We start from the raw sequence: 19,944 nt of genomic DNA on the forward strand, positions 1-19,944 counted from the left end.
GAGAGTCGGCAGCACCAGAGTGAGACTGAGAGTCGTCCTGCTGGTGATTGCGACCATCGCCTGCGTCAGCCCGCTGGCGGGCGTCCGTCCCGCGGCTGCAGCCGCGGCTGCGGAATCCTACACATTTGCCTTCCGCGACGCTGACATAGCCCAGGTCGCCGAGGAGATCCTGGGTTCCACCCTTGGCCTGACCTACACCATTGATCCCTCGGTCAGCGGCAAGATGTCGTTCCGGGTCGAGCGGCGGATGACCCGCGCCCAGCTGCTGGAGGCCTTTGAAGGCGCGCTCGGCAACAGCGGTGTCGTGATGATCCGCCAGGGCGAAAGCCTTCTGATCACCGCCCGGGCCAACGCCAAGGCTTCGGGCGGCGTGCAGAGCTCGGCCGACGGTGTAAGCCGCGCCGGCTACAGCGTGGTCGCGGTCCCGCTCGACTATGCCGCGCCCAGCGAAGTGGCCAAGGTTCTTCAATCGGTTGGACCGGCCAGCGTCGTGCTGGAGGCAGACGACAAGACCGGCGTGCTGCTACTGGGCGGCACGGGCCGCGAGATCGAAGCGGCGCTTTCGACCATCAAGGTGTTCGACCGCAGCAGTCTGCAGGGCGCGCGGATGCGCTGGTTCGAGCTAGGTCAGGCCTCGGCCCCCGCCATCGCCGGCGAGATCAACCAGATCCTGCAGGCCTCTGGCACGGCCGGCGCGTCCGTGGTCCCGCTGCGGCGACTGAACGGCATCATCGCGTTTGCCCGCTCGACCGGGACGCTGGACGAGATCGGCGCCTGGGTCGACCGCCTCGACAAGAGCGCCGGCGACCAAGCCACGACCCTCTGGGTCTACCACCCGCTCAATGTCTCGGCGGAGTCGCTGGCGGCCACGCTTGCCAGCGTTACCCCGGGCGGCGGCGGCTACACCGCCGCAGCTTCAGTGCCGCCAGGGTCCTCCTCCCCCTCAGGCTCTGGCCCGAGCGCATCAGGAGCGCCCGTTGTCGCTGCGACGCCCGGACCGCCGCCAAGTTCTGGCGGCGGCGGCGACGACCAGATCCGGATCGGCATCGATCGCGAATCCAATGCGCTCCTGATCTCGGCCTCGCCCGCCGACCGCGTGCGCCTCCAGCGGGTGCTGCAGGAGATCGATGTCACCCCGAGCCAGGTGCTGATCGAGGCCTCTATTCTGGAGGTCACCCTGACCGACGGAATGAGCAGCGGCGTCAACTGGTCGGTGGTCGGCGACAACGGCCGGCTCAAGATCGTGTCCACCTCCAGCAGCTCCGGCTCGGTCTCTCCAACTCTGCCCGGCATTGCAGTCACGTTCATCGGCAATGACATCAAAGCCGCTATCGATGCGTTGTCGGAACAGACTGCGGTCGAGGTGATCTCCACCCCCAAGATTGTCACGCTCAACAACCGGACCGCGACGCTCCAGATCGGCGACCAGGTGCCGATCGTCATCCAGACCGCCCAGAGCAATGTGACCCCTGATGCGCCGCGCGTGGTCAACGTCGAGTACCGGGACACCGGGGTGATCCTGACTGTAACGCCCCGGGTCAGCGGCGAGAACACCATTATGCTCACGATCGCCCAGGAGGTCAGCTCGGTCGCCAAGACGACCACGTCCGGCATCGACTCGCCGACCATCCAGCAGCGCCGGTTCGAAAGCACCCTGATGCTTCGCGACGGCCAGGCGGTGGCGCTGGGCGGCCTGATCAGCAGCACCCGGACCAACGGCGACAGCGGTATCCCCTACATCAAGGACGTGCCGCTGCTGGGACGGCTGTTCAAGAATGAGTCTCACGACCGGCGCCGCACCGAGCTGATTGTGCTGATCACCGCCCACATCATGCGCAGCGATGACAGCACCGCCCAGGTCATGTCCGACCTTCTGGCTGACCTCAACGAGATCACGAGTCGTGGCCTCATCAGCCGCTAACACCCCCAACGACCAGGCCGACGGCGGATATGCGACCGCGGCGGCGGCGCTGACGGCGCTCGCCTTGTCGCTCGTGGTCAGCGCGGTGATGGGCGCCAGTCTCACCGACCTGCGCGCATCAAGGGCCGCCCTTGCTCGCACCCGCATTGAGGCGAACCTTGATGGTGTCCAGCAGGCGGCGGTGGTGGCAGTGCTCGAGACCGGTCAGGCCAACCGCCTGCGTTGGTTCATTCCGTCGATGGAGGGGCCGGTCGAGGTTCTGGCTGAGCCGGAGGCCGCAAAGCTCAGCCTTGTCGCCGCCGCCGATCTTGAGGATGGCGCGCTGCTGGGTATGGGCGGCGCCAGCATTTCCTCGATCAGATCCCGACTTCGGGCCATGGCGCTATCGGGCGCGGACGCGTCGGAGGTCGCAAAGCTCGCCGCTATGCCTCTCTGGCGGGCCTGCGCCCCCTCGCTGATGTCGCCCTACGGTAAGGCGACGGACCTAGGCCTCTCGGAGGCCGCGCAGCCGGCGACCGGCCGGTTCGCCTGGCGGGCTGGCGAGGTCTGGCGCTTACGGGCGCTATCGCCCGATGGATGGGCCGACGACCGTATTGTCAGGCTGACCGGAGACTCCGGCCATCCGGCGGCTATCATCGAACGCGTGTTTGTTCGCGGTCAGAGGGGAGGGGAGCCGTGCAGGATCTTCATCGAAGGCGGCGCGTAAGCGCCCGGGACGAAGCCGGCTACACCCTCACCGAGATGCTGGTGGTGATCGGCATCATTGGCCTGATCGCGGCTGTGCTGACACCCGCTCTGATCGGCCAGCTCGGCCGCGCCCGCGCCAAGGCCGCCCAGCTGCAGCTTGAGACAGTTTCGGCCGAGGTGGAGATGTTTCAGGCCGATGTCGGCCGCTACCCAACCCTGGCGGAAGGACTGGCGGCGCTGATCTCAGAACCTGCCGGCGCTGACGGCTGGACCGGCCCCTACATGCGTGACGTCAAGGCGCTCAAGGATCCCTGGAGCCGGCCGCTCCTCTACAGCGTCGGCGCCGATGGTCAGGGCTACACCGTGATCAGCCTCGGTGCGGACGGCAAGGAAGGCGGCAAGGGCGTCAACCGCGACCTGAGGGCGCCGGCGGGGTGATGGCGACTTCGGCGCTCATTCCAGTGGCGGCCGGACTGGTCGGCGCATGCGCTGGCAGTTTCGCGGCCACCGCGCCGCTCCGCTCGCTGCGTGGCGAGCAGGCGCTGGTCGGGAGGTCGCGCTGTGATGTTTGCGGGGCGGCGTTGGGGTTTGGGGCGACCATCCCGATCCTCTCCTACGCCGCGCTCGGCGGCGCCTGCCGGCACTGTAAGGGGCGGATTGATCCGGCCCATGTGACGGGAGAGGTTGTCGGAGGCCTCGTTGCGGCGACCGCGTGCTGGATCGCGCCACCGCTGCAGGCAGCCCTGATCAGCTTGATGGCGCTCATTCTGCTGGCGACTTCGATCATCGATCAAAGGACCCAGCGGCTACCCGATCCACTCACACTGGCTGTCGCGCTGCTGTCGTTCGGTCTGGCGGCGTTGAACGGTCAGGTTCTGATCGGGCTCGCGGCGGCGGCGGTCACCTTCGCCCTCCTTGAGGGCCTGCGACGCGGTTTCATTCTGGTGCGCGGACATTCGGGGCTCGGGTTCGGCGACGTGAAACTGTTTAGCGCCTTGGCCCTGTGGCTGGGTCTCGCCACGCCCTGGGTCGTCGCCGTCGCCGCTCTGGCCGGTCTGGCCACCGTCTTTCTGACCAGGCCCGATCAGGATCGCATCGCATTCGGTCCATCGATCGCGGCCGGCGCCATGACGGTTGGTCTGGCGATACAGTGCGGCCTCATTTCCGCTGATTGGGGCCTTGCGTGACCACGATTGTTCTCAAGCGCCGCGAAACCTTGATCGAAGATCTGCTCGCCCGGGCTGTTGTTGACGGCGCCGCCGTCGCGCGCGCCGGACTGGTGTCGGTCCGCACCGGGCAGCCAGTGGAGCAGGTGCTCAACCAACTGGGCGCCCTGAGCGACGATGATCTGGTCGCGGCCTACGCCAAGGCCAGTGACTGCGCGGTGTGGGAGCCGGCTTCCGATCCTGCCGCCATAACGCCGGGCGAGCTGCGGGTCAGCGCTGAGTTCCTGCGCCGCAACCGGATCCTGCCGATCCGCAGGCAGGGACCCGTGCTGGTCTGCGCCGCCTGCGATCCGCTAGATGAGGAAGCGCTTTCGGGACTGGTGTTCGCGGTCGGCGGTCGCGTCAGCCTTTTGATCGCAAGACCTGCCGACTGGTCGCGCGTGTTTGCCCAGACCTGGGAAGCGGAGACCACGATTGCACCGCAAGCCGATGAGCGGCGGCTTGAGCGGGAGATCGACCAGGTCGCGGATTCCGGTGGCGAGGGCGGCGGCGCGCGCCTTGTCGCCTCGGTATTCGAGGCGGCGATCGCCGCGGGCGCGTCGGACATCCATTTCGAGCCTCGGCGTCACGACCTGCGCATCCGCCTTCGGGTCGACGGCCAACTGGTCGACCATCGCCTGGTCAGCGCCGATCTCGCGCCGGCCGCGGTCTCGCGCATCAAGGTCATCGCCAACCTGAACCTCGGTGAGCGCCGTCTGCCGCAGGACGGCCGCACCAGCTTTGTCGTGCAGGGGCGCTCGATCGACGTGCGGGTGGCGACCTCGCCGACCGTGTTCGGAGAGTCGGTCGTGCTGCGCATTCTCGACCGCGCATCGGTGCAACTGGATCTCGACCGCCTGGGCTTAAGCGCCTCAACCGTCGGCGTGCTGCGGCAGGCTGCACGCTCGCCGCACGGTCTCTTCCTGATCACCGGTCCGACCGGCAGCGGCAAGACGACCACCCTCTATGCCCTGCTGCAGTCGTTCGTCGGCTCGACCCGCAAGGTGCTGAGCGTCGAGGACCCGGTCGAGTATCACTTCGACCATGTGTCCCAGACACAGGTCGCGCCCAATATCGGACTGACGTTTGCTTCCGCGCTGCGGTCGTTCCTGCGCCAGGATCCGGACGTCATCCTGGTCGGTGAAATCCGCGATCCGGAAACCGCCGCCGTGGCCATGCAGGCGGCCATGACCGGCCACTTCGTTCTGGCGTCCGTGCATGCCAACGACGCTCTGGCGGTGGTCCCGCGTCTGCTCGACATGGGTGTGGAGCCATTCCAGCTGGCGGCGGGGCTTCGCGGCGTTGCCGCCCAGCGGCTCGTTCGGCGGATCTGCGAGGGCTGTAAAACCCACCGGCCTGCAGGCGAAGCCGAGGTGATGTTCGCACGTTCGATCGGTCGGCCCGAGCCGATCAGGGCGGCGTTCGGCGCTGGCTGCACGGCCTGCGGCGGCAGCGGGTTCCACGGTCGCACCGCCATTGGCGAAGCGTTCCTCGCGACCGAGTCGATGTTGCGGGCCATTGCCGAGCGGTCTTCGACTGGCGTGCTCGCGGACCTGGCCGAGGCGGCCGGGTTCAAGTCCATGGCGATTGACGGGTTCGAGAAGGTCCTGGCCGGCCTGACGACCGTCGAAGAGGTGATCGCGGCGGTTCATGTCTGACGGTCCATCCAGATATGCCTACGTCGCCGTTGACGCCGCCGGCCGAAAGGTCCGCGGTGAGCTGAGCGTCACCTCGGAGGCCGCTGCATTTGCGAGACTCAAATCCCAGGGCTTGATGCCGGTCACGGTAAAGGCCGCCAGAGCTCGCAAGGAGAGCGCCGCCAAAGCGACCGGCCTTTCCGACCGCGACACGGCTGAGCTTGTCTCGGACCTGGCGGCGCTGCTGGCCGCGGGGTCCGATATCCGCACCGCGCTGACTATCATCGGCGGGAAGGCCGCCCGTCCCAATGTGCAGGCGGCTGCAAAGGTCATGGCCCGCGACATCAGCGGCGGGGATGCGCTGAGCGCCGCGCTCGAACGGCAACTGGCCGAGCGTCACCGGTTTATCGCCGCCTTGCTGGCCGCGGGCGAAGTGTCGAGCGATCTGATCGGCGGCCTGGAGCGCGGCGCCGAGATGCTCGAAGCGCGGATCAAGATGCGTGACCAGCTGGTCTCGGTTCTGGCCTATCCGGTGTTCGTGATGCTCACGGCGATCGCATCGTTCCTGATCATCCTGACCCTGGTCGTGCCGTCGCTGGCCCCGCTGGCCGAGGCACCGGGGGCTGAACCGGGACTACCGATGCGGCTCCTCCTCGCCGCCAGCCGGTTCTTGACCGGCAATGGCTGGCTGCTTGCCGGCGCGCTGGTGGCTGTCGTGATATCAGGCAGCCTGGCCGGTGCTGCCGGGCTCCTCAGGACCTGGATTGAGCGTCTGGCGCTGGACGGGCCCGGCGCTCGGACGGCGGAAGCTCTGATCTATGGCGGGTTTGCGATTGCGCTGGGAGGCATGCTCGCCGCGGGTGCGCCGGTTGGCGAGGCGCTAAGGTTGTCACTGCGGTCGGTGAGGTCACAGCTCGCCCAGAAACGGCTGGAGCCGGTGGGCGGGTCCGTCCGACAGGGGACGGCGCTGTCAGTGGCCCTGGCGAACGTGAGTGGGTTCCCGGATGAAATCGGGCGCCTGGCGCTCATCGGCGAGGAGTCGGGGGCCTTGGGGCCAATGCTTGTGCGGGCTGGTCGGCTTGCGGAACAGGCGGCGTTGCGACGGATCGAGTCCGCCAGTCGGATCATCGGGCCGGCGTTGATTGTTGCGCTTGGCGGACTGATCGGGCTGCTGATGGCCGGTCTGTTGTCAGGTGTCACGGGCCTTGGAGACGCGGCGCTCCAGTAGCCCCGTCGAGGCTGTCCGATCGCCGCTATCGCGAACTGCCGAAATTCAAACGGTACATCGCTCCCGATCTGAGGGGCGTTCGAGACCGATAAGGCAGGCAGGCCTGGATTGCTGCCAGCGCTTGAGCTTCAGCCACAAGGCGCTGTTCGTTTGGCCGCCCGCCGGCAGGCCGAACAATCCGGGGCGGCTCGGCGAGGTCGCCCTGATCATTCAGGACCACCTCCAGCGTCACCGCCTCGGTTGAACGTTGCTTCAGCCTTCGCCAGCAGGGCTCGACCTGTCCCCACAACCCCCTGGAGCCATCGTCCTGGCTCGGCGCACCCGCGCGACTGGCTCGCGAGGTGGTCAGGTCCGTTTCGCCGTCATCACGTTGGCCGTCGCGCTGAGCGCCATTTCCCTGCCGACCAGATGCGCTCAGACTTCCGATCGATCGAAACAGGGACGCCAGTCCGCCGCGGGGACGAGAGGGTTCCGTCTCGCTGGCAAACAGGCCTGACCGCTCCGCTCGCAGCCGCTTCGCCATCAGGTCTGTTTGATCGACCTCGGTTGGCCGCTCTTTGTTATCAGAGCCTGGCCGGCCCCCAGCGACGCCCTCACGTCCTGAAAGGCTGACGACGATTGTTTCACCGTCACCGAACGGGTCGGCCCCACCACGGGGGAGAGTGCCGGAGGCAGTTGCCATGATCGCCAGGACGAAGGCTACATGAAGGAAGATCGCCAGGCCCGCCGCAATGAGCCTGGAGCGAACTGGGGAGCGGCTATCCCGCCCCCTCGTCCCCACCAGTGCCTTTCCCCCAACCATTCCGGGCGCGGCCAGCCGTACTGATATGCGTTGAATCGCTAGTTTCCGCAGGTGTTCGGCATGGCTCCCGACACAAAGAACGTGACGCTACCGGTAGCGGTATATCCCGACGGATGCTGAAGCGTGTAGCTGATGATGCGCTCGTCAATTTCGCAGTTCGGCACGAAGCCCGACGAATAGGTGAAGCTTGCACCGGCCGAGATGATCGTCCCCGCGCTGACCGAAGTAATGGTCAGGGTAGCGGAATCCGAGGCCGTTCCCAACGCGGAGCGCGGGACGGTCGTAGTGGTGTTTTTGTTCACAGAATAGGTCGGATTGAGCAGTGTAATCGGACCGGCCACCGAAACCGTCACCGTCCCTGGCGCCGTCAAGCCATGTCCGTCCGAGACGGTGTAGGTGAAGCTATCCGGCCCAACGTAGTTGGTTGCAGGCGTGTAGGTGAGGCTTGTCCCGCTCGTAATCGAAACAACCCCATGGGCTCCGTCGGTCTTGGCGGAAATGCTGAGCGTGTCCCCATCCGGATCGGTGTCATTGGTCAGGGGGTTGAACACCTTGGCGGTGTTGATGATCGTCGAGATGCTATCCGCGACAGCGACCGGACTATGGTTTGTTACAACAACGGCCACTGTGACGTTCCCGGTCAACGTCCGCGAATAGCTGTCGGTGATATCGTAGGTGAAGTTGTCCGAGCCAGTATAACCGGTGTTGGGCGTGTAGGTGAGCGACGTTCCACCGCTCCCGATCGTTACGGTCCCATGCAACCCGTTCGTCTTGGCGGTGATGGTGAGAGCGTCCCCGAAATCGTTGTCTCTGGGATTGAAAGTCACGGGCTGGTTCAAGCCTGTCGAGAGGGTATCGTCGAATACTCGAAGCCCCTTCTTCCCCGAGAGCGTTATGCGATTTCCGGCCGCGTCGTAGTCGTATTTGACCTCCGCGCCGCTGGTATCAACGGCGCTCTTGAGCCGTCCGAGCGCATCGTAGGTGTAGGCGGTGTTCTCGGCCGCCCACGACCCCTGGGGCAGCATGGCGGCGCAACTCGCCGCCACAAGGATAGCCGCGCGGAAAGACCGGCCGCGAACACTCATCGTAATTTTCCCCACCCGACTCCCGGTCCAACAGCATTTACGAACGCGTGCAGTTTGGAAACTGCCCGCCAAGGTTTTTTAACGTCATACGCGAAAATACTTGATGCACCTCTAGACAGAACGCACGCCCCGCGTTCCCCTTAGGGGCGTCCAGGGGGAGTATTCAACTTGCTGATTGCCGATTCGTCTCGGCGCCAAAACCTGTCGGGTTTTGGCCGCGCCGTTATGTGCCTCGCGGCCCTGGCGCTTCTCTCTTGGCCGGCGCTTGCGAGCGCCCAATCCATTGGAACGCTTCCTGGCGTGCGGTTCGGCTCGGCCAGCCTGATGACGCCCGATGCGGCGGCGACCTACTACAATGGGCAGCCAACGACGGTCACTTATCCTTGGGGCACGACGCGACCGCCCGAAATTGTCGAGACCGCACGGTCCCTGGGCAATGACCCGGACCGGATGTTCGCGTTCGTGCGCAACAACATCAAGGTCGTACCGATGTACGGCCTCCAGAAGGGCGCGCTTGGCGTTCTCATCGATCGATCCGGCACGGCCTTCGACCAGGCCCAGCTGCTGGTTGAGCTGCTCCGCGCCGGAGGGTTCCCGTCCGCCCGCTATGTCGTGGGCGATGTCACGCTCAGCGGGAACCAGCTCGAAAGCTGGCTTGGAACCAAGAACGTGGCTGCCGTATCGTCGCTTCTGGCTAACGGTGGCATTCCCGCGACCATCACCGGAACGACCGACGTCACCTCGATCACCATGGGCCATGTCTGGGTCCAGGTTGAGGTCGGGGGTGTAACGCGCACGCTGGATCCGACGTTCAAGGCTTCAACCCGCTACACGGCGATCAGTGTTCCGACCGCCGCTGCGTTCAACACCACGACGTTTGTCACCACAGCCACGACGGCGACGGTCTCCATCGAGAACGGGGCCAGTTACATCCAGAGTGTCAACATCAGCGGCATCGAGAGTGCGCTGACGACGGCATCCACCTCGCTGCTGACCGATCTTCGCACGACCGACAAGGACAAAGCCGATGAGGAAATTGTCGGCGGCGATCGGATTCAGTACGTAGACGCGCCGGGCGCGACACCGACAACCGGCACGCTGACGGCGCGCTGGACCTTCACCGGCGGCATGCCGGACCGGTTCCGAACCAAGCTCTCCGTCCAGGCCGACAACTGCTCGGCCTCGTTCTTTGTTGACGAGATCTATGGCCGGCGGCTGACGATCCACCGACAAGCGTCGGCTGCGACCTCACCGGTCAACGGCATCTACGTCGATGGCGCTCTGGTCGGTTCGGGCTGTGCGACGCTTGCCTCGCCCCAGGACCTCGCCGTAACGATCACGGCCGACCATCCCTATGCGGCGAACAGCGGCGCCTACATGGATGCCACCACGGTCAAGTATGTGGACTACGCCGAGGACGTCTACATCGTCCATGGTTGGGGCGACACCAGCCCGGCCCTGCAAGGCAAGCTCGCTTCTGAGGCCACGACCGAGCGCGATGAGAAGAAGCCCGATCCCCAGGAAGGCGTGGTGCCGGATGGCGGCACATTTATTCAGTCGGACGCGGGAACAACCGGGGTTTCGATCAAGGCCAAGCTGGCCGCCAGCTGGCTGGCCCAGGTCAACCGGACCAAGGACATTCTCGAGGGCATCTCGGGCGTCTGGTTCCTCCAGCATCACACGCTTGGGGTGGCCTACTCGCAAGGCCAGTGGATGGTCTACGACGCCAACAACAACGGGGTGATCGACTCCGGTGAGGGGCCCGTGAGCGACGCCCCCGTCGACAGTGCGATGCGGCTGGACCTGGACTCCGGCTTCAGCACCACAAGCCTCACTGCCAGTTCGGCCGACGAGCTTGGCGCACGGCATACCTTGGCCGCTGCGATGGCGGCCCTCGAAGGCAGTGTCATGGAGCAGCAGCTGGACGCGGTGGACGTGTCGTCGGCTGCCCAGCGGATCCCGTGGGGCCAGGAAAATCTCGCCTCGACGATCCGCTATCATTTGTTCACTGCGGGAACGACAGCGCCCACGGTGACCACCTATCGCGGCGGCTCGGCGGCGAGCGGCCTGGCCTGTGTCGGCGGCGCGTACACGACTGACGGCTTCAACGTCGTTCAGGCCAACAACCGCGCGCTCGGCCCGGGCCAGGGCGCGGCTCCCCCGTCGGGCAGCGCGCTCAGCCAGCTTATTCCGCAGACCGACGCCACGATGCACCGCGGCTGCGCCTGGATCGCGTTCAAGGCCGACGGCTCGCAGATCATCCACATGGTCACCTCGCTCGACCGCGGCCTCAAGGGCGGCGGCGCGGGCACTGATCCGGTTCAGCAGGAAACGTTCAAGCCCGAGAAACAGGCCGACCTGCTGAAGGATCAGTTCAAGGACCGCTCGTTCGTCGACGGCGTCGACCTGCGCACCGGCGCCTTCACCTACACCCCTGATCCGGACATCACGGTGGGGCAGGGCGAGGCGCCCTACCAGCTGACCTTCCAGCGCACGTTCCAGGCCGGCTCGCAGCACTGCCCAGGTTGTTCGTTCGGCTGGACGCATAACTTCGATATTCGCGCCATGCCGTCCGGCGGTGGCCTTGAGGGCATGGGTTCGGGAACGCCGCTGGCGCTGGCCGGCCCGATGGTCGCGCTGCAGGCCGCCTATTCCGTCTATCGCGCGAACCCCAATGGCCTCCCCAACCAGATCGCCGGCGAGGCGATCATGCGCTGGTACACCCGTCAGCTTTCCAACAACGTCGTCACCGTGACGATGGGCGCCCAGAGCGAGACCTTTGTTCGCCTGGTCGACGGCACGTTCGCACCGCCGCGCGGGTCCGGCGCCAGCTTCACCAAGACCGGCGAGCGCCACGCCATCCTCGAGCCCGGCGCGCGGTCCTATTCCTGGAAGTACGACACGGTCAGCTATGTGCGGAACGGTCCTTCAGCCGACACGATCAGTCTTGGCTGGCGGCAGTTCAATCCGAGCACCACGCTGCTCTATCCAAAGGCCAAGGCATTCGGCTTCTTCGCCACGACCTGGGCCTTCCCGCGCGGGATCAGCCTGACGTTCTCCTACTGCGCGGGCTCGGGCAGCCTCGCGCCGGGACAAACGGAATACACCTGCCGCGATCGCCTGACCCGGGTGACCAACAGCCTCGGCCTCTACATCAATATCGACCGCCTGAACGCCAGCTCCTCGGATGGTCGCTCGACGACGATCGTGACCAGCGCCACCACAGCGCTGGCCGACACCTACGATCCCGAAGGCGAGATGCCGACCAGCTTCACCGACGTGCTGGGGCAGGTCTGGACCTATCAATGGCAGCGCTCGGGCACGGGCGATCGGCCGTCGCCCTATCCCCGCCTGGTCAAGGTGTTCAAGCCGGGCGATACGACCAACGCCGTCCTGCAGCTGACCTATGACCGCCTCGGCGCGGTGAAGGAGTATCGCGACGGGGAGGCGGTGCTCGGCAGCCGGCCGGCGGTGCAGTTCCGCACGCCCGGATTCGGCTACGGCCAGATGGTCGATGGCATGGGCGGGGTCCTGTCCATCGTTTACGACGACCGCGACCGCCAGATCCGCCAGATCGACGAACTGGGCCGCATCAGCCTCACGACATACGACGGCTGGGGCCGCGTGCGTGATCGCGTCGCGCCGGAAGGCAATATCGTCCGCTTCACCTATGACGACCGCAGCAACGTCACGGAGCTGCGACGCATCGCCAAGCCGGGTTCGGGCCTGGCCGACATCGTCATCTCGGCGAGCTGGGACACAACCTGGAACAAACCGACCTGGATCAGGGACCCCTACACGGCCCAGACTGACTTCACCTATTTCACCACCGGCGGCGGCAAGGGCGAACTTCAATCCGTTCAGCGGCCGGCGCCGACGGCCGGCGCCTCGCGGCCGACCTACAGCTTCACCTACAACACCGTCGGCCAGGTGCTCACGGCTACCGATCCAACGGGCGTGCTGATCACCAACGCCTACACCAGCGGCTTCCTGACCTCGACGAACACAAGCGCTTCCGGGTTCACCGCTACCACCAGTTTCACCAACAACACCCGCGGCGATGTGCTCGCGGTCGACGGTCCGCGCACCGATGTGACGGACGTCTCCTACACGACCTACGACGCCCTGCGCCGCAAGCGCATCGAGATCAGCGCCGACCCGGATGGCGCGGGCACCCTGCCTCGCCTGATGAACCGAACGACCTACGACGTGCTCGGCCGGGTCACGACGGTAGAAAAAGGCACGGGCGCCGCGACCGACGGTTCGGACCTGTCGGTCGCCCAGACAGCCATGTCCACCATCTACGACGCAGCCAACAACAAGGTGCGCGAGACCACCCCCGCCGGAATCACCCAGTACAGCTATGACGCCAACAACCGGGTCGTCTGCGCCGCGGTGCGGATGAATCCGACGGTCTACGCCTCGCTGCCCGCGGACGCCTGTGCGCTCGGCGCGGCCGGCGCCTATGGTCCCGACCGCATCAGCAAGTCGCTCTATGACGCCGCCGGCCAGCCGACCGCCACCCTGCAGGGGCTCGGCACGACCGACCAGCGCACCTATGGCGCCTACAGCTACACCCTGAACGGCCAGCAGGCGACGATCACCGACGCCCGCGCCAACCGCTCGACGCTGGAGTACGACGGGTTCGACCGCCTTGTGAAACTGCGCTTCCCGGTCACCACCGTGGGCGCGCTCACTTCGAGCACGACCGACTACGAGCAGTATGGCTATGACGCCGGCGGCCGACGGACCAGCGTGCGCCGCCGCGACGCGCAGGTGATCAATTACGGCTACGACGCCCTCGGCCGCGAAATCCTCAAGGACATCCCCGGCGGAACGGCTGCGGACGTCTACACCGGCTACGACGCCGCGAGCCGGGTGCTGTACAGCCGCTTCGGCAGCACGGCGGGCCAGGGCGTCGACTATGGTTTCGACACCGCCGGCCGACTGACCTCGGAATCGACGTTCGGCCGGGCGATGACCTACCAGTATGATACGGCCGGCAACCGCACCCGCGTCACCTGGCCGGACGCCTTCTACGTCACGTCCAGCTACGACGCGCTGAACCGTACGACCACCATCGGCGAGAACGGCGCGACCTCGGGCCTCAGCCTGCTGGCGACCTATGCCTATGACACGATGGGCCGCCGCGCGACGGTGACGCGCGGCAACAGCGTGGTGACCAGCTATGGCTATGACGGCGCCGACCGACTGACCAGCCAGGGGATGGACGCGGCCGGATCGGCGGGTGACCTGACCCTCGGGTTCACCGTCTACAATCCCATGAGTCAGCTGATAGGCCGGTCGGTGTCCAACGACGCCTACATCTGGCGCGGCCACCCGACGACAACGGTCAACACCGCCGCCGACGGCCTCAACCGCGACGCGGCCATCGCGGCCCTGTCCGGCGGCTACGACGCGCGCGGCAACCTGACCAGCGACGGGTCACGCACCTTCACCTACGACGTGGAAAACCGCCTGCTGACCGTGGGCGGAACAGCGAGCCTCAGCATCGGCTACGACCCGCTGGGCCGGCTGACCAGCACGGTCTCGGGATCCACGACGACGCAGTTCCTCTACGCCGGCTCGGCCCTGGTGGGGGAATACCCGAGCACCGGCAATGCGCCCCTGCGCCGCTATGTGCATGGCCCGGGCGTCGACGAGCCGCTGGTCTGGTACGAAGGCGCGGCGACGACCGACCGCCGGTGGCTGCTGACCAACGCCCAGGGCTCAGTGATCGGCGAGGCCGGCGACGCGGGCGCGGTGACGCGCACCTACACCTACGGCCCCTATGGCGAGCCCCAGGACTGGACCGGCAGCCGCTTCCGCTACACCGGCCAGATCATGCTGCCGGAGGCCCAGCTCTATCACTACAAGGCGCGGGTCTATGATCCGGTGACCGGGCGGTTCCTGCAGACGGATCCGATCGGGTATGAGGATGATCTGAATTTGTATGCGTACACGGGGAATGACCCGGTGAATTCAACCGATCCGTCGGGTCTTATCTCCAGTGCGTTTCTCAGGTTCGTCAATAGCGAGCGCTCTGATAGGGTTAGCGGTGACTGCGCGTTAGAGGCACCGTGCATTACCACCGTTAGCGATGGCGGCGGCAAGCCTCCACCCAAGCGCATTCCGGGTTCTCCGGCCCCCATCGGCGACAATCATCCCCCTCCCGATTCCAGTCCGTGGACTCTTGCTAGATTGATTGCATTGATTGTTGACGCGGGGCCAGCAGCGCCCGCTTTGGTCCTCCGAGGAGATACGCCTGCTCCCCGACCGCAAGATTTCTTCAAAGGGGCTCGCTATTCACCGAAAGTACAACATCAGCTTAACATCGATAAGAAACACGGATTTCCGAGCATAATCGACTATTTAGCCAGCGAGCACGGTACGCTCGATACGGTTACGGGAGCAGATGGAGTTACTAGATCGCGGTTGAGGTTACAGGGCGAGCTTCGCCCCGGAGAGCCAGGCTATTATGAATGGATCAAGGAGCCAAATGGGGTAATCAACCATCGGTTCTTTAGGGTGGGAGTTCCATAGTGACGATTTGGTCAGTTGAGGTGGATGAAATCCTGAAATCTGGAATAAAACTGAAGTCGACAGAAAGTAATAATTGGGCGCTCGTCAAGTCAGACGCCATAAGCGCGGTCGAAGAGATCAGCCGCATCGGGATCGCGATATTGGGTGGAGATGCATATATCTTCAAGGGCGGGGTGTTAACATTCGGATATGCGGGGTGGTATTCTGAAATAGCTGACGGGGAGAAATATGAAGATTTCGTAGAGCGAAGTAGAGAAGAGGCAATTGGGTATATTTCCAAATTCCCTGTTCGGGATGCGCTATTTTCAATAGTGCCGGATGTTCCCCACGTTCCTTCAGGTTCCTAATTTGGGGAAAATGGATGAAACCAGGGCAAAAGCCGGGACACGTACTTTTCAGGTAGATGGACACCTGGTCCACCCATCCACATCCGTCTGACCTGACCCCATGGGCCTTCGCGCGACGGCCGCGCGTGGCAACGGAAACGAGGACTCGCACCTTTCAGGTAGATCAGCAGGCGGTCCGCCACCCACGTCCCTCAGGCCAGGCCTCCCGTCGCGGCGGCCACCGGCCAGCGCACAGAAGCGGGGACACACACTCTTTATCGTTAAGCAACACATCGATAGTCGGTAGGACGCCTCCCGCCTCCTGACGCTCCGCTTCCGGTCGCTACGGGCGGAGCACTTCGTTCCGACGCCACGGACCCCGAACACGAGGCCTCCGACACCGCGGGCCGCCTGACCTCGGAATCGACGTTCGGCCGGGCGATGACCTACCAGTATGACACGGCCGGCAACCGCACCCGCGTCACTTGGCCGGACGCACTCTACGTCACCTACGGCTACGACGCCCTGAACCGTACGACCACGGTCGGCGAGAACGGCGCGACCTCTGGCCTCGGCCTGCTGGCGACCTACGCCTATGACACGATGGGCCACCGCGCGACGGTCACGCGCGGCAATGGCGTGGTGACCAGCTATGGCTATGACGGCGCCGACCGACTGACCAGCCAGGGACTGAACGCCACCGGATCGGCGGGTGACCTGACCCTCGGGTTCACCGTCTACAATCCCATGAGTCAGCTGATGGGCCGGTCGGTGTCCAACGACGCCTACATCTGGCGCGGCCACCCGACGACAACGGTCAACACCGCCGCCGACGGCCTCAACCGCGACGCGGCGATCGCGCTGCTGACCGACGGCTACGACCCGCGCATGTCCGCATCGACGCGGTTGAATTTCAATTTCCTGCGTCTTTTCTGGAATCTGGAATCTGATGAGCCGCCCAACCATGCGCTTTGTTCCGGTGAAGACCGCCGAGCAACAAGCCGCCTTGATGCTGGTTGGTCTACGCGACCGACTGGTTCGTGATCGAACGCGGCTCGTTGGCACAATCCGCGGCTATGCCACCGAGTTTGGGGTGACCACGGCCACGGGTGTTGGCCACGTGGCGCCGATGCTGGCGCGTATCATGGATGACGAAAGTGTGCCGCCGCTCGCTCGAGAGCTATTCTCGGGCCTGGCGGAGGATCTCGACCAGCTTCAGGCGAGGATACAGGGGATCGATGCCAAGTTGATTGCCTGGCATCGCGCTGATGAGCGCAGCCGTCGCCTCGCTGCGATTCCTGGCATCGGCCCGGTCGGCGCCTCCTTGCTGACCCTGAAGGCGCCCGCGCCAGAGAGCTTCCGATCGGCTCGGCATTTTGCAGCGTGGATCGGATTGACACCGAAGGATCACTCGACCGGCGGCAAGGTCCGCCTTGGGCGCATTACGCGGGCCGGCGACGAGGCGTTGCGAACGGCTTTGGTCGCGGGCGCGACCTCGGTCATTCTCCACGCTGGGCGCCAGAAGGTTCTGTCGGCCCAGTCACGCTGGCTGCTGGATCTCCTCAAGCGTAAGCCGGCCAAGCTTGTCGCTGTGGCGCTGGCCAACAAGATGGCCCGGACAGCGTGGAAGCTGTTGGTGTCTGGAGAGGTGATTAGTCAGAGGCCCGCCGAGGAGCCGGCGATCCAGGCGGCATAGAGGAAATCATCGCAGCGCGGAGCATCTGGCCCGCACGTGTTGATGCCAGAACTTGCAGGGTGAACAGCAGATGGTGTGATCGATCGATCCGGGAACGCGGCACTCCGATAAGTTCCATGATCTCTCGAAGGTCGCGACAATGTCAGGAACGCGTCTCGCGGAAACCATCTTGGCCAGCGGTCAGCTCTGACCGCACCAACAGGCCGGACATATGGAAGCAAGCGATCTGATCAAACTGCCTGAGACCGCCTTGTGGGGAGGGGGCCGTCCACATATGGAACTTAGGCGTGAATGACGGGCGTCAACTTCCGTAGTTGACTCCTAGTGACATTGGAAAAGACGGCTCTTGGCCGACGCGGAAACCTGAAGCGATTGCGTCCCTAGGAAGCTCTCATTTGCGGCTCGGAATGTCGGGGTCTTGCCTGGGCCTAGTGGCCGGCTCTTGGCGCCGGCGGCGCAGAGAAGGCGTCCCCCTTCGGCAACCTTCCCGCAACCGAACAATTCGGTCCCATTGACACCGATCTGATCGGGTCATATTCGGTTCTGCCAAGACCGATTCCGGAGCCGCTATGTCTCGTCCCACAGTAACCACAGCGCGGGCAGCTGAAATTGTAGGGGTCGGATATGAAGGGCTGCGCTCTTATCTGAAGCGCGGATTGGGCGGCCGTGTCGGACTGCTGCCTGGCTTTCACAATGCGGGAGCCGCTACGCATGACGATCCCAGCCCGCGTGCGAAGTGGAAGCGGTTCAGTCTTCCCGACCTGTGCCTGTATCGGATGGCGAAGCTGCTGATCGACGCGGGTTTCACCTTCGAGGCCGCCAACTCCGTCGTATCTCGACAGGACCGCTGGTCCGCCTTCGCGCACGACAGGAAGCCGGTACCTCGATTGATGGCGATCTGGCCGCCATACGGCGACCACATCATCTATGAGCCCGATCAGATGGACCTCTTGAAGAAGGCGCTGGAGGAAGCGCCAGAAATTGTAACGCTGATCAATCTGGGCGAAGTGCACGCCCATGTCCTGGCTGCGTTAGGTGACGACGGCGGGCCATCGGCCGACGACGAGGTATCCGCGCCATGAGCGATGTGATGCCGATCCGCTTCGCTTTGCCGCCGCGTCAGTTTCGGCTGGGGAGGCCAGCATGACGGATTATCGTAATGATGCCCGGCGCGAGCTGGCGCGGGCCAAGGATGAACTCGCCTCCACGGACAATGAACGCCTGAAATATGCGGCGCTCGAACTTCGCATGGCGATGGAGTCGCTGACCTATGCTCGGGCGCTGGCCTACAAGGACGAGTTTCCGCCCGCCGAATGCGAGACCTGGCAGCCGCGCAAGGTGATGGCCATCCTCCTCGAAATCGATCCTAATGCCGACAAGGATAGCAGCCTCGCCTTCGGGATCGAGCCGTCGCTTGGCGTGACGCCGGACGTGATGGAGTCCCTGGGCACCGAGCGCGTCCTGAACATGGCGACGATCAAGCGTCACTATGACGCCTTGGGCAGCTATCTCCACGTACCGACGATCAAACAGTGCAAGGACGGCGCAAAGGTCGATCCCGTGAGGTTTCGGGCGCGCTGCGACGATATTGCCGCCTATTTGACTGACGTGTTGGCGTCCCCGGTGTGGAACGCTACGATTGGGATCTTCGCATCGCTCGACTGCATGAAATGCGGCCATCCGGTCCGCAAGCGCATGCCGCGCGGGAGGGCTGTGTTCGATGCGACGTGCTTCGAATGCGGGGCAACCTACAAGGTGACCGACGCTGGAAATGGAAAGGCGCATTTCGAGCCGGACCAGGTTGAGGTCAAGTGCGCCAACCCGGAATGCAAGACGTCGATCTTCCCGTGGCGAAGCGAGATCGAGAACGGTAGGGGCTGGAAATGCGAGGTCTGCGGCGGCGAGAACGACATCAAACTCATGATCCAGCATCGTCCGGCGACCGCCATTGACTCCCACAAGCCCGAAGGGCGCGCGCATGGTCCGGATTGATGTCCACCACCTTCTGGCCTCGCTCACCTATCTGGCGGGATCGCACAAGCATCTGGTCCTGATGCGACGGCAGGTCATCGAGAACGGAGGCGTGGGCCAGCTGGAGATCCAGCGTTTCGCCGAAATGCGCGAGTGCGCCCGGCGGCTCGCCGCCATTGCTGAGGCCCTGAACATGCCCGCCGGGCGGGCCAGCGCCGGCCGGTTGTCGCGGAACCTCGACAAGGTCGCGCCGTTTCACATCGCCCTGACTCCTGATCGATTGAGTCTGGTCGCTGATGAGATAGCGATCCTGACCTCGGCCTTTCAGGACGAGATGGAGGCCCGACTGCTGCTGGCCTTTCCAGCCTCCAGCGCCCGATATTTCGCCACCGACCCTCTTTTCGGTGAGCTGGTAGAAGATACCTTTCCAGACGTCGCCTACGACATCGCCGAGGCTGGCAAGTGCCGGGCGCTCGGGCGCTGGACGGCCACGGTCATGCACCTAATGCGCGTGCTGGAGTCAGGACTGGACGCGTTGGCCAAGCATCTGGACGTGCCGTCGGGGGAGAACTGGAACAGCGTCCTCGGCGCGATCGAGGGCAAGCTGCGCGAAGTCCGCCGCAAGGTCGATGGCCGAGAGGAAGAGCAATGGGCGGCCGAAGCGGGCGTCCATCTGCGTTTCATCAAGAACGCTTGGCGCAATCACGCGATGCACCCGCTCGAACGGTACGATGAAGAGCGCGCGGTCCAGATCTTCGAGAACACGCGTTCGTTCATGCAGCACTTAGCCGGCAAACTGACGATGGCCGCCGGCGACAGTTGAGGCCTGCGGTATTGCGGCAC

14 protein-coding genes and 1 pseudogene are annotated in these 19,944 nt (G+C 64.9%); 13 read left to right on the forward strand and 2 right to left on the reverse strand.

The annotated features are described in order from the left end of the window. The first annotated feature begins 43 nt into the window (after window positions 1-43). The 6 genes from gspD to AC1RN0_RS04910 are packed head-to-tail and all read left to right on the forward strand — an operon-like array spanning window position 44 to window position 6,678. Window positions 44-1,921, forward strand: coding sequence for a type II secretion system secretin GspD (gene gspD, locus AC1RN0_RS04885; protein WP_492786304.1), 1,878 nt, complete (start codon window positions 44-46; stop codon window positions 1,919-1,921). After that, on the forward strand, window positions 1,902-2,627 hold the full coding sequence (locus tag AC1RN0_RS04890) for a hypothetical protein (RefSeq protein WP_492786305.1): 726 nt from the start codon (window positions 1,902-1,904) through the stop codon (window positions 2,625-2,627). Before gspD ends, AC1RN0_RS04890 begins: the two co-directional genes overlap by 20 nt. Further along, window positions 2,597-3,046, forward strand: coding sequence for a type II secretion system major pseudopilin GspG (gene gspG / locus AC1RN0_RS04895; protein WP_492786306.1), 450 nt, complete (start codon window positions 2,597-2,599; stop codon window positions 3,044-3,046). Before AC1RN0_RS04890 ends, gspG begins: the two co-directional genes overlap by 31 nt. Next, window positions 3,046-3,795 carry a prepilin peptidase gene (locus AC1RN0_RS04900; RefSeq protein WP_492786307.1) on the forward strand — a complete coding sequence of 250 codons (750 nt, stop codon included), beginning with the start codon at window positions 3,046-3,048 and terminating at the stop codon, window positions 3,793-3,795. Before gspG ends, AC1RN0_RS04900 begins: the two co-directional genes overlap by 1 nt. Then, a complete protein-coding gene (locus AC1RN0_RS04905) occupies window positions 3,792-5,471 on the forward strand; it encodes a GspE/PulE family protein (RefSeq protein ID WP_492786308.1) in 1,680 nt (559 codons plus the stop codon). Before AC1RN0_RS04900 ends, AC1RN0_RS04905 begins: the two co-directional genes overlap by 4 nt. Beyond that, a complete protein-coding gene (locus AC1RN0_RS04910; protein WP_492786309.1) occupies window positions 5,464-6,678 on the forward strand; it encodes a type II secretion system F family protein in 1,215 nt (404 codons plus the stop codon). The genes AC1RN0_RS04905 and AC1RN0_RS04910 overlap by 8 nt, the downstream gene beginning before the upstream one ends. Before the next feature lie 25 nt (window positions 6,679-6,703). Here AC1RN0_RS04910 and AC1RN0_RS04915 read toward each other — a convergent pair whose 3' ends face one another. Together AC1RN0_RS04915 and AC1RN0_RS04920 are read right to left on the reverse strand one after the other, a co-directional pair. Then, complete coding sequence (locus AC1RN0_RS04915; RefSeq protein WP_492786310.1) at window positions 6,704-7,480, reverse strand: UCP034077 family protein; 777 nt, start codon at window positions 7,478-7,480, stop codon at window positions 6,704-6,706. 38 nt (window positions 7,481-7,518) lie between these two features. Continuing rightward, a complete protein-coding gene (locus AC1RN0_RS04920; RefSeq protein ID WP_492786311.1) occupies window positions 7,519-8,565 on the reverse strand; it encodes an Ig-like domain-containing protein in 1,047 nt (348 codons plus the stop codon). 168 nt (window positions 8,566-8,733) lie between these two features. Between AC1RN0_RS04920 and AC1RN0_RS04925 the strand changes: the two genes are divergently transcribed. The 7 genes and pseudogenes from AC1RN0_RS04925 to AC1RN0_RS04955 all read left to right on the forward strand — a co-directional run bounded on the left by AC1RN0_RS04925 (window position 8,734) and on the right by AC1RN0_RS04955 (window position 19,924). After that, window positions 8,734-15,108 carry an RHS repeat-associated core domain-containing protein gene (locus AC1RN0_RS04925; RefSeq protein WP_492786312.1) on the forward strand — a complete coding sequence of 2,125 codons (6,375 nt, stop codon included), beginning with the start codon at window positions 8,734-8,736 and terminating at the stop codon, window positions 15,106-15,108. Next, window positions 15,108-15,455 (forward strand): Imm40 family immunity protein, encoded by a 348-nt coding sequence (gene imm40 / locus AC1RN0_RS04930; RefSeq protein WP_492786313.1) that lies wholly within the window; start codon window positions 15,108-15,110, stop codon window positions 15,453-15,455. Before AC1RN0_RS04925 ends, imm40 begins: the two co-directional genes overlap by 1 nt. Window positions 15,456-15,875: 420 nt before the next feature. Beyond that, window positions 15,876-16,478 (forward strand): hypothetical protein, encoded by a 603-nt coding sequence (locus tag AC1RN0_RS04935; protein ID WP_492786314.1) that lies wholly within the window; start codon window positions 15,876-15,878, stop codon window positions 16,476-16,478. Then, a pseudogene (locus tag AC1RN0_RS04940) lies at window positions 16,384-17,130 on the forward strand (IS110 family RNA-guided transposase); the annotation flags it as partial. The gene AC1RN0_RS04935 and the pseudogene AC1RN0_RS04940, both read left to right, overlap by 95 nt. Window positions 17,131-17,699: 569 nt before the next feature. Next, window positions 17,700-18,212, forward strand: coding sequence for a hypothetical protein (locus AC1RN0_RS04945; RefSeq protein WP_492786315.1), 513 nt, complete (start codon window positions 17,700-17,702; stop codon window positions 18,210-18,212). 61 nt (window positions 18,213-18,273) lie between these two features. Continuing rightward, window positions 18,274-19,122 carry a hypothetical protein gene (locus AC1RN0_RS04950; RefSeq protein ID WP_492786316.1) on the forward strand — a complete coding sequence of 283 codons (849 nt, stop codon included), beginning with the start codon at window positions 18,274-18,276 and terminating at the stop codon, window positions 19,120-19,122. After that, entirely contained in the window at window positions 19,109-19,924 is an 816-nt protein-coding gene (locus tag AC1RN0_RS04955; RefSeq protein WP_492786317.1) for a hypothetical protein, read from the forward strand. The genes AC1RN0_RS04950 and AC1RN0_RS04955 overlap by 14 nt, the downstream gene beginning before the upstream one ends. The last annotated feature ends 20 nt before the right edge of the window (window positions 19,925-19,944 follow it).

Source organism: Caulobacter sp. GW821-FHT12F03, assembly GCF_058806855.1.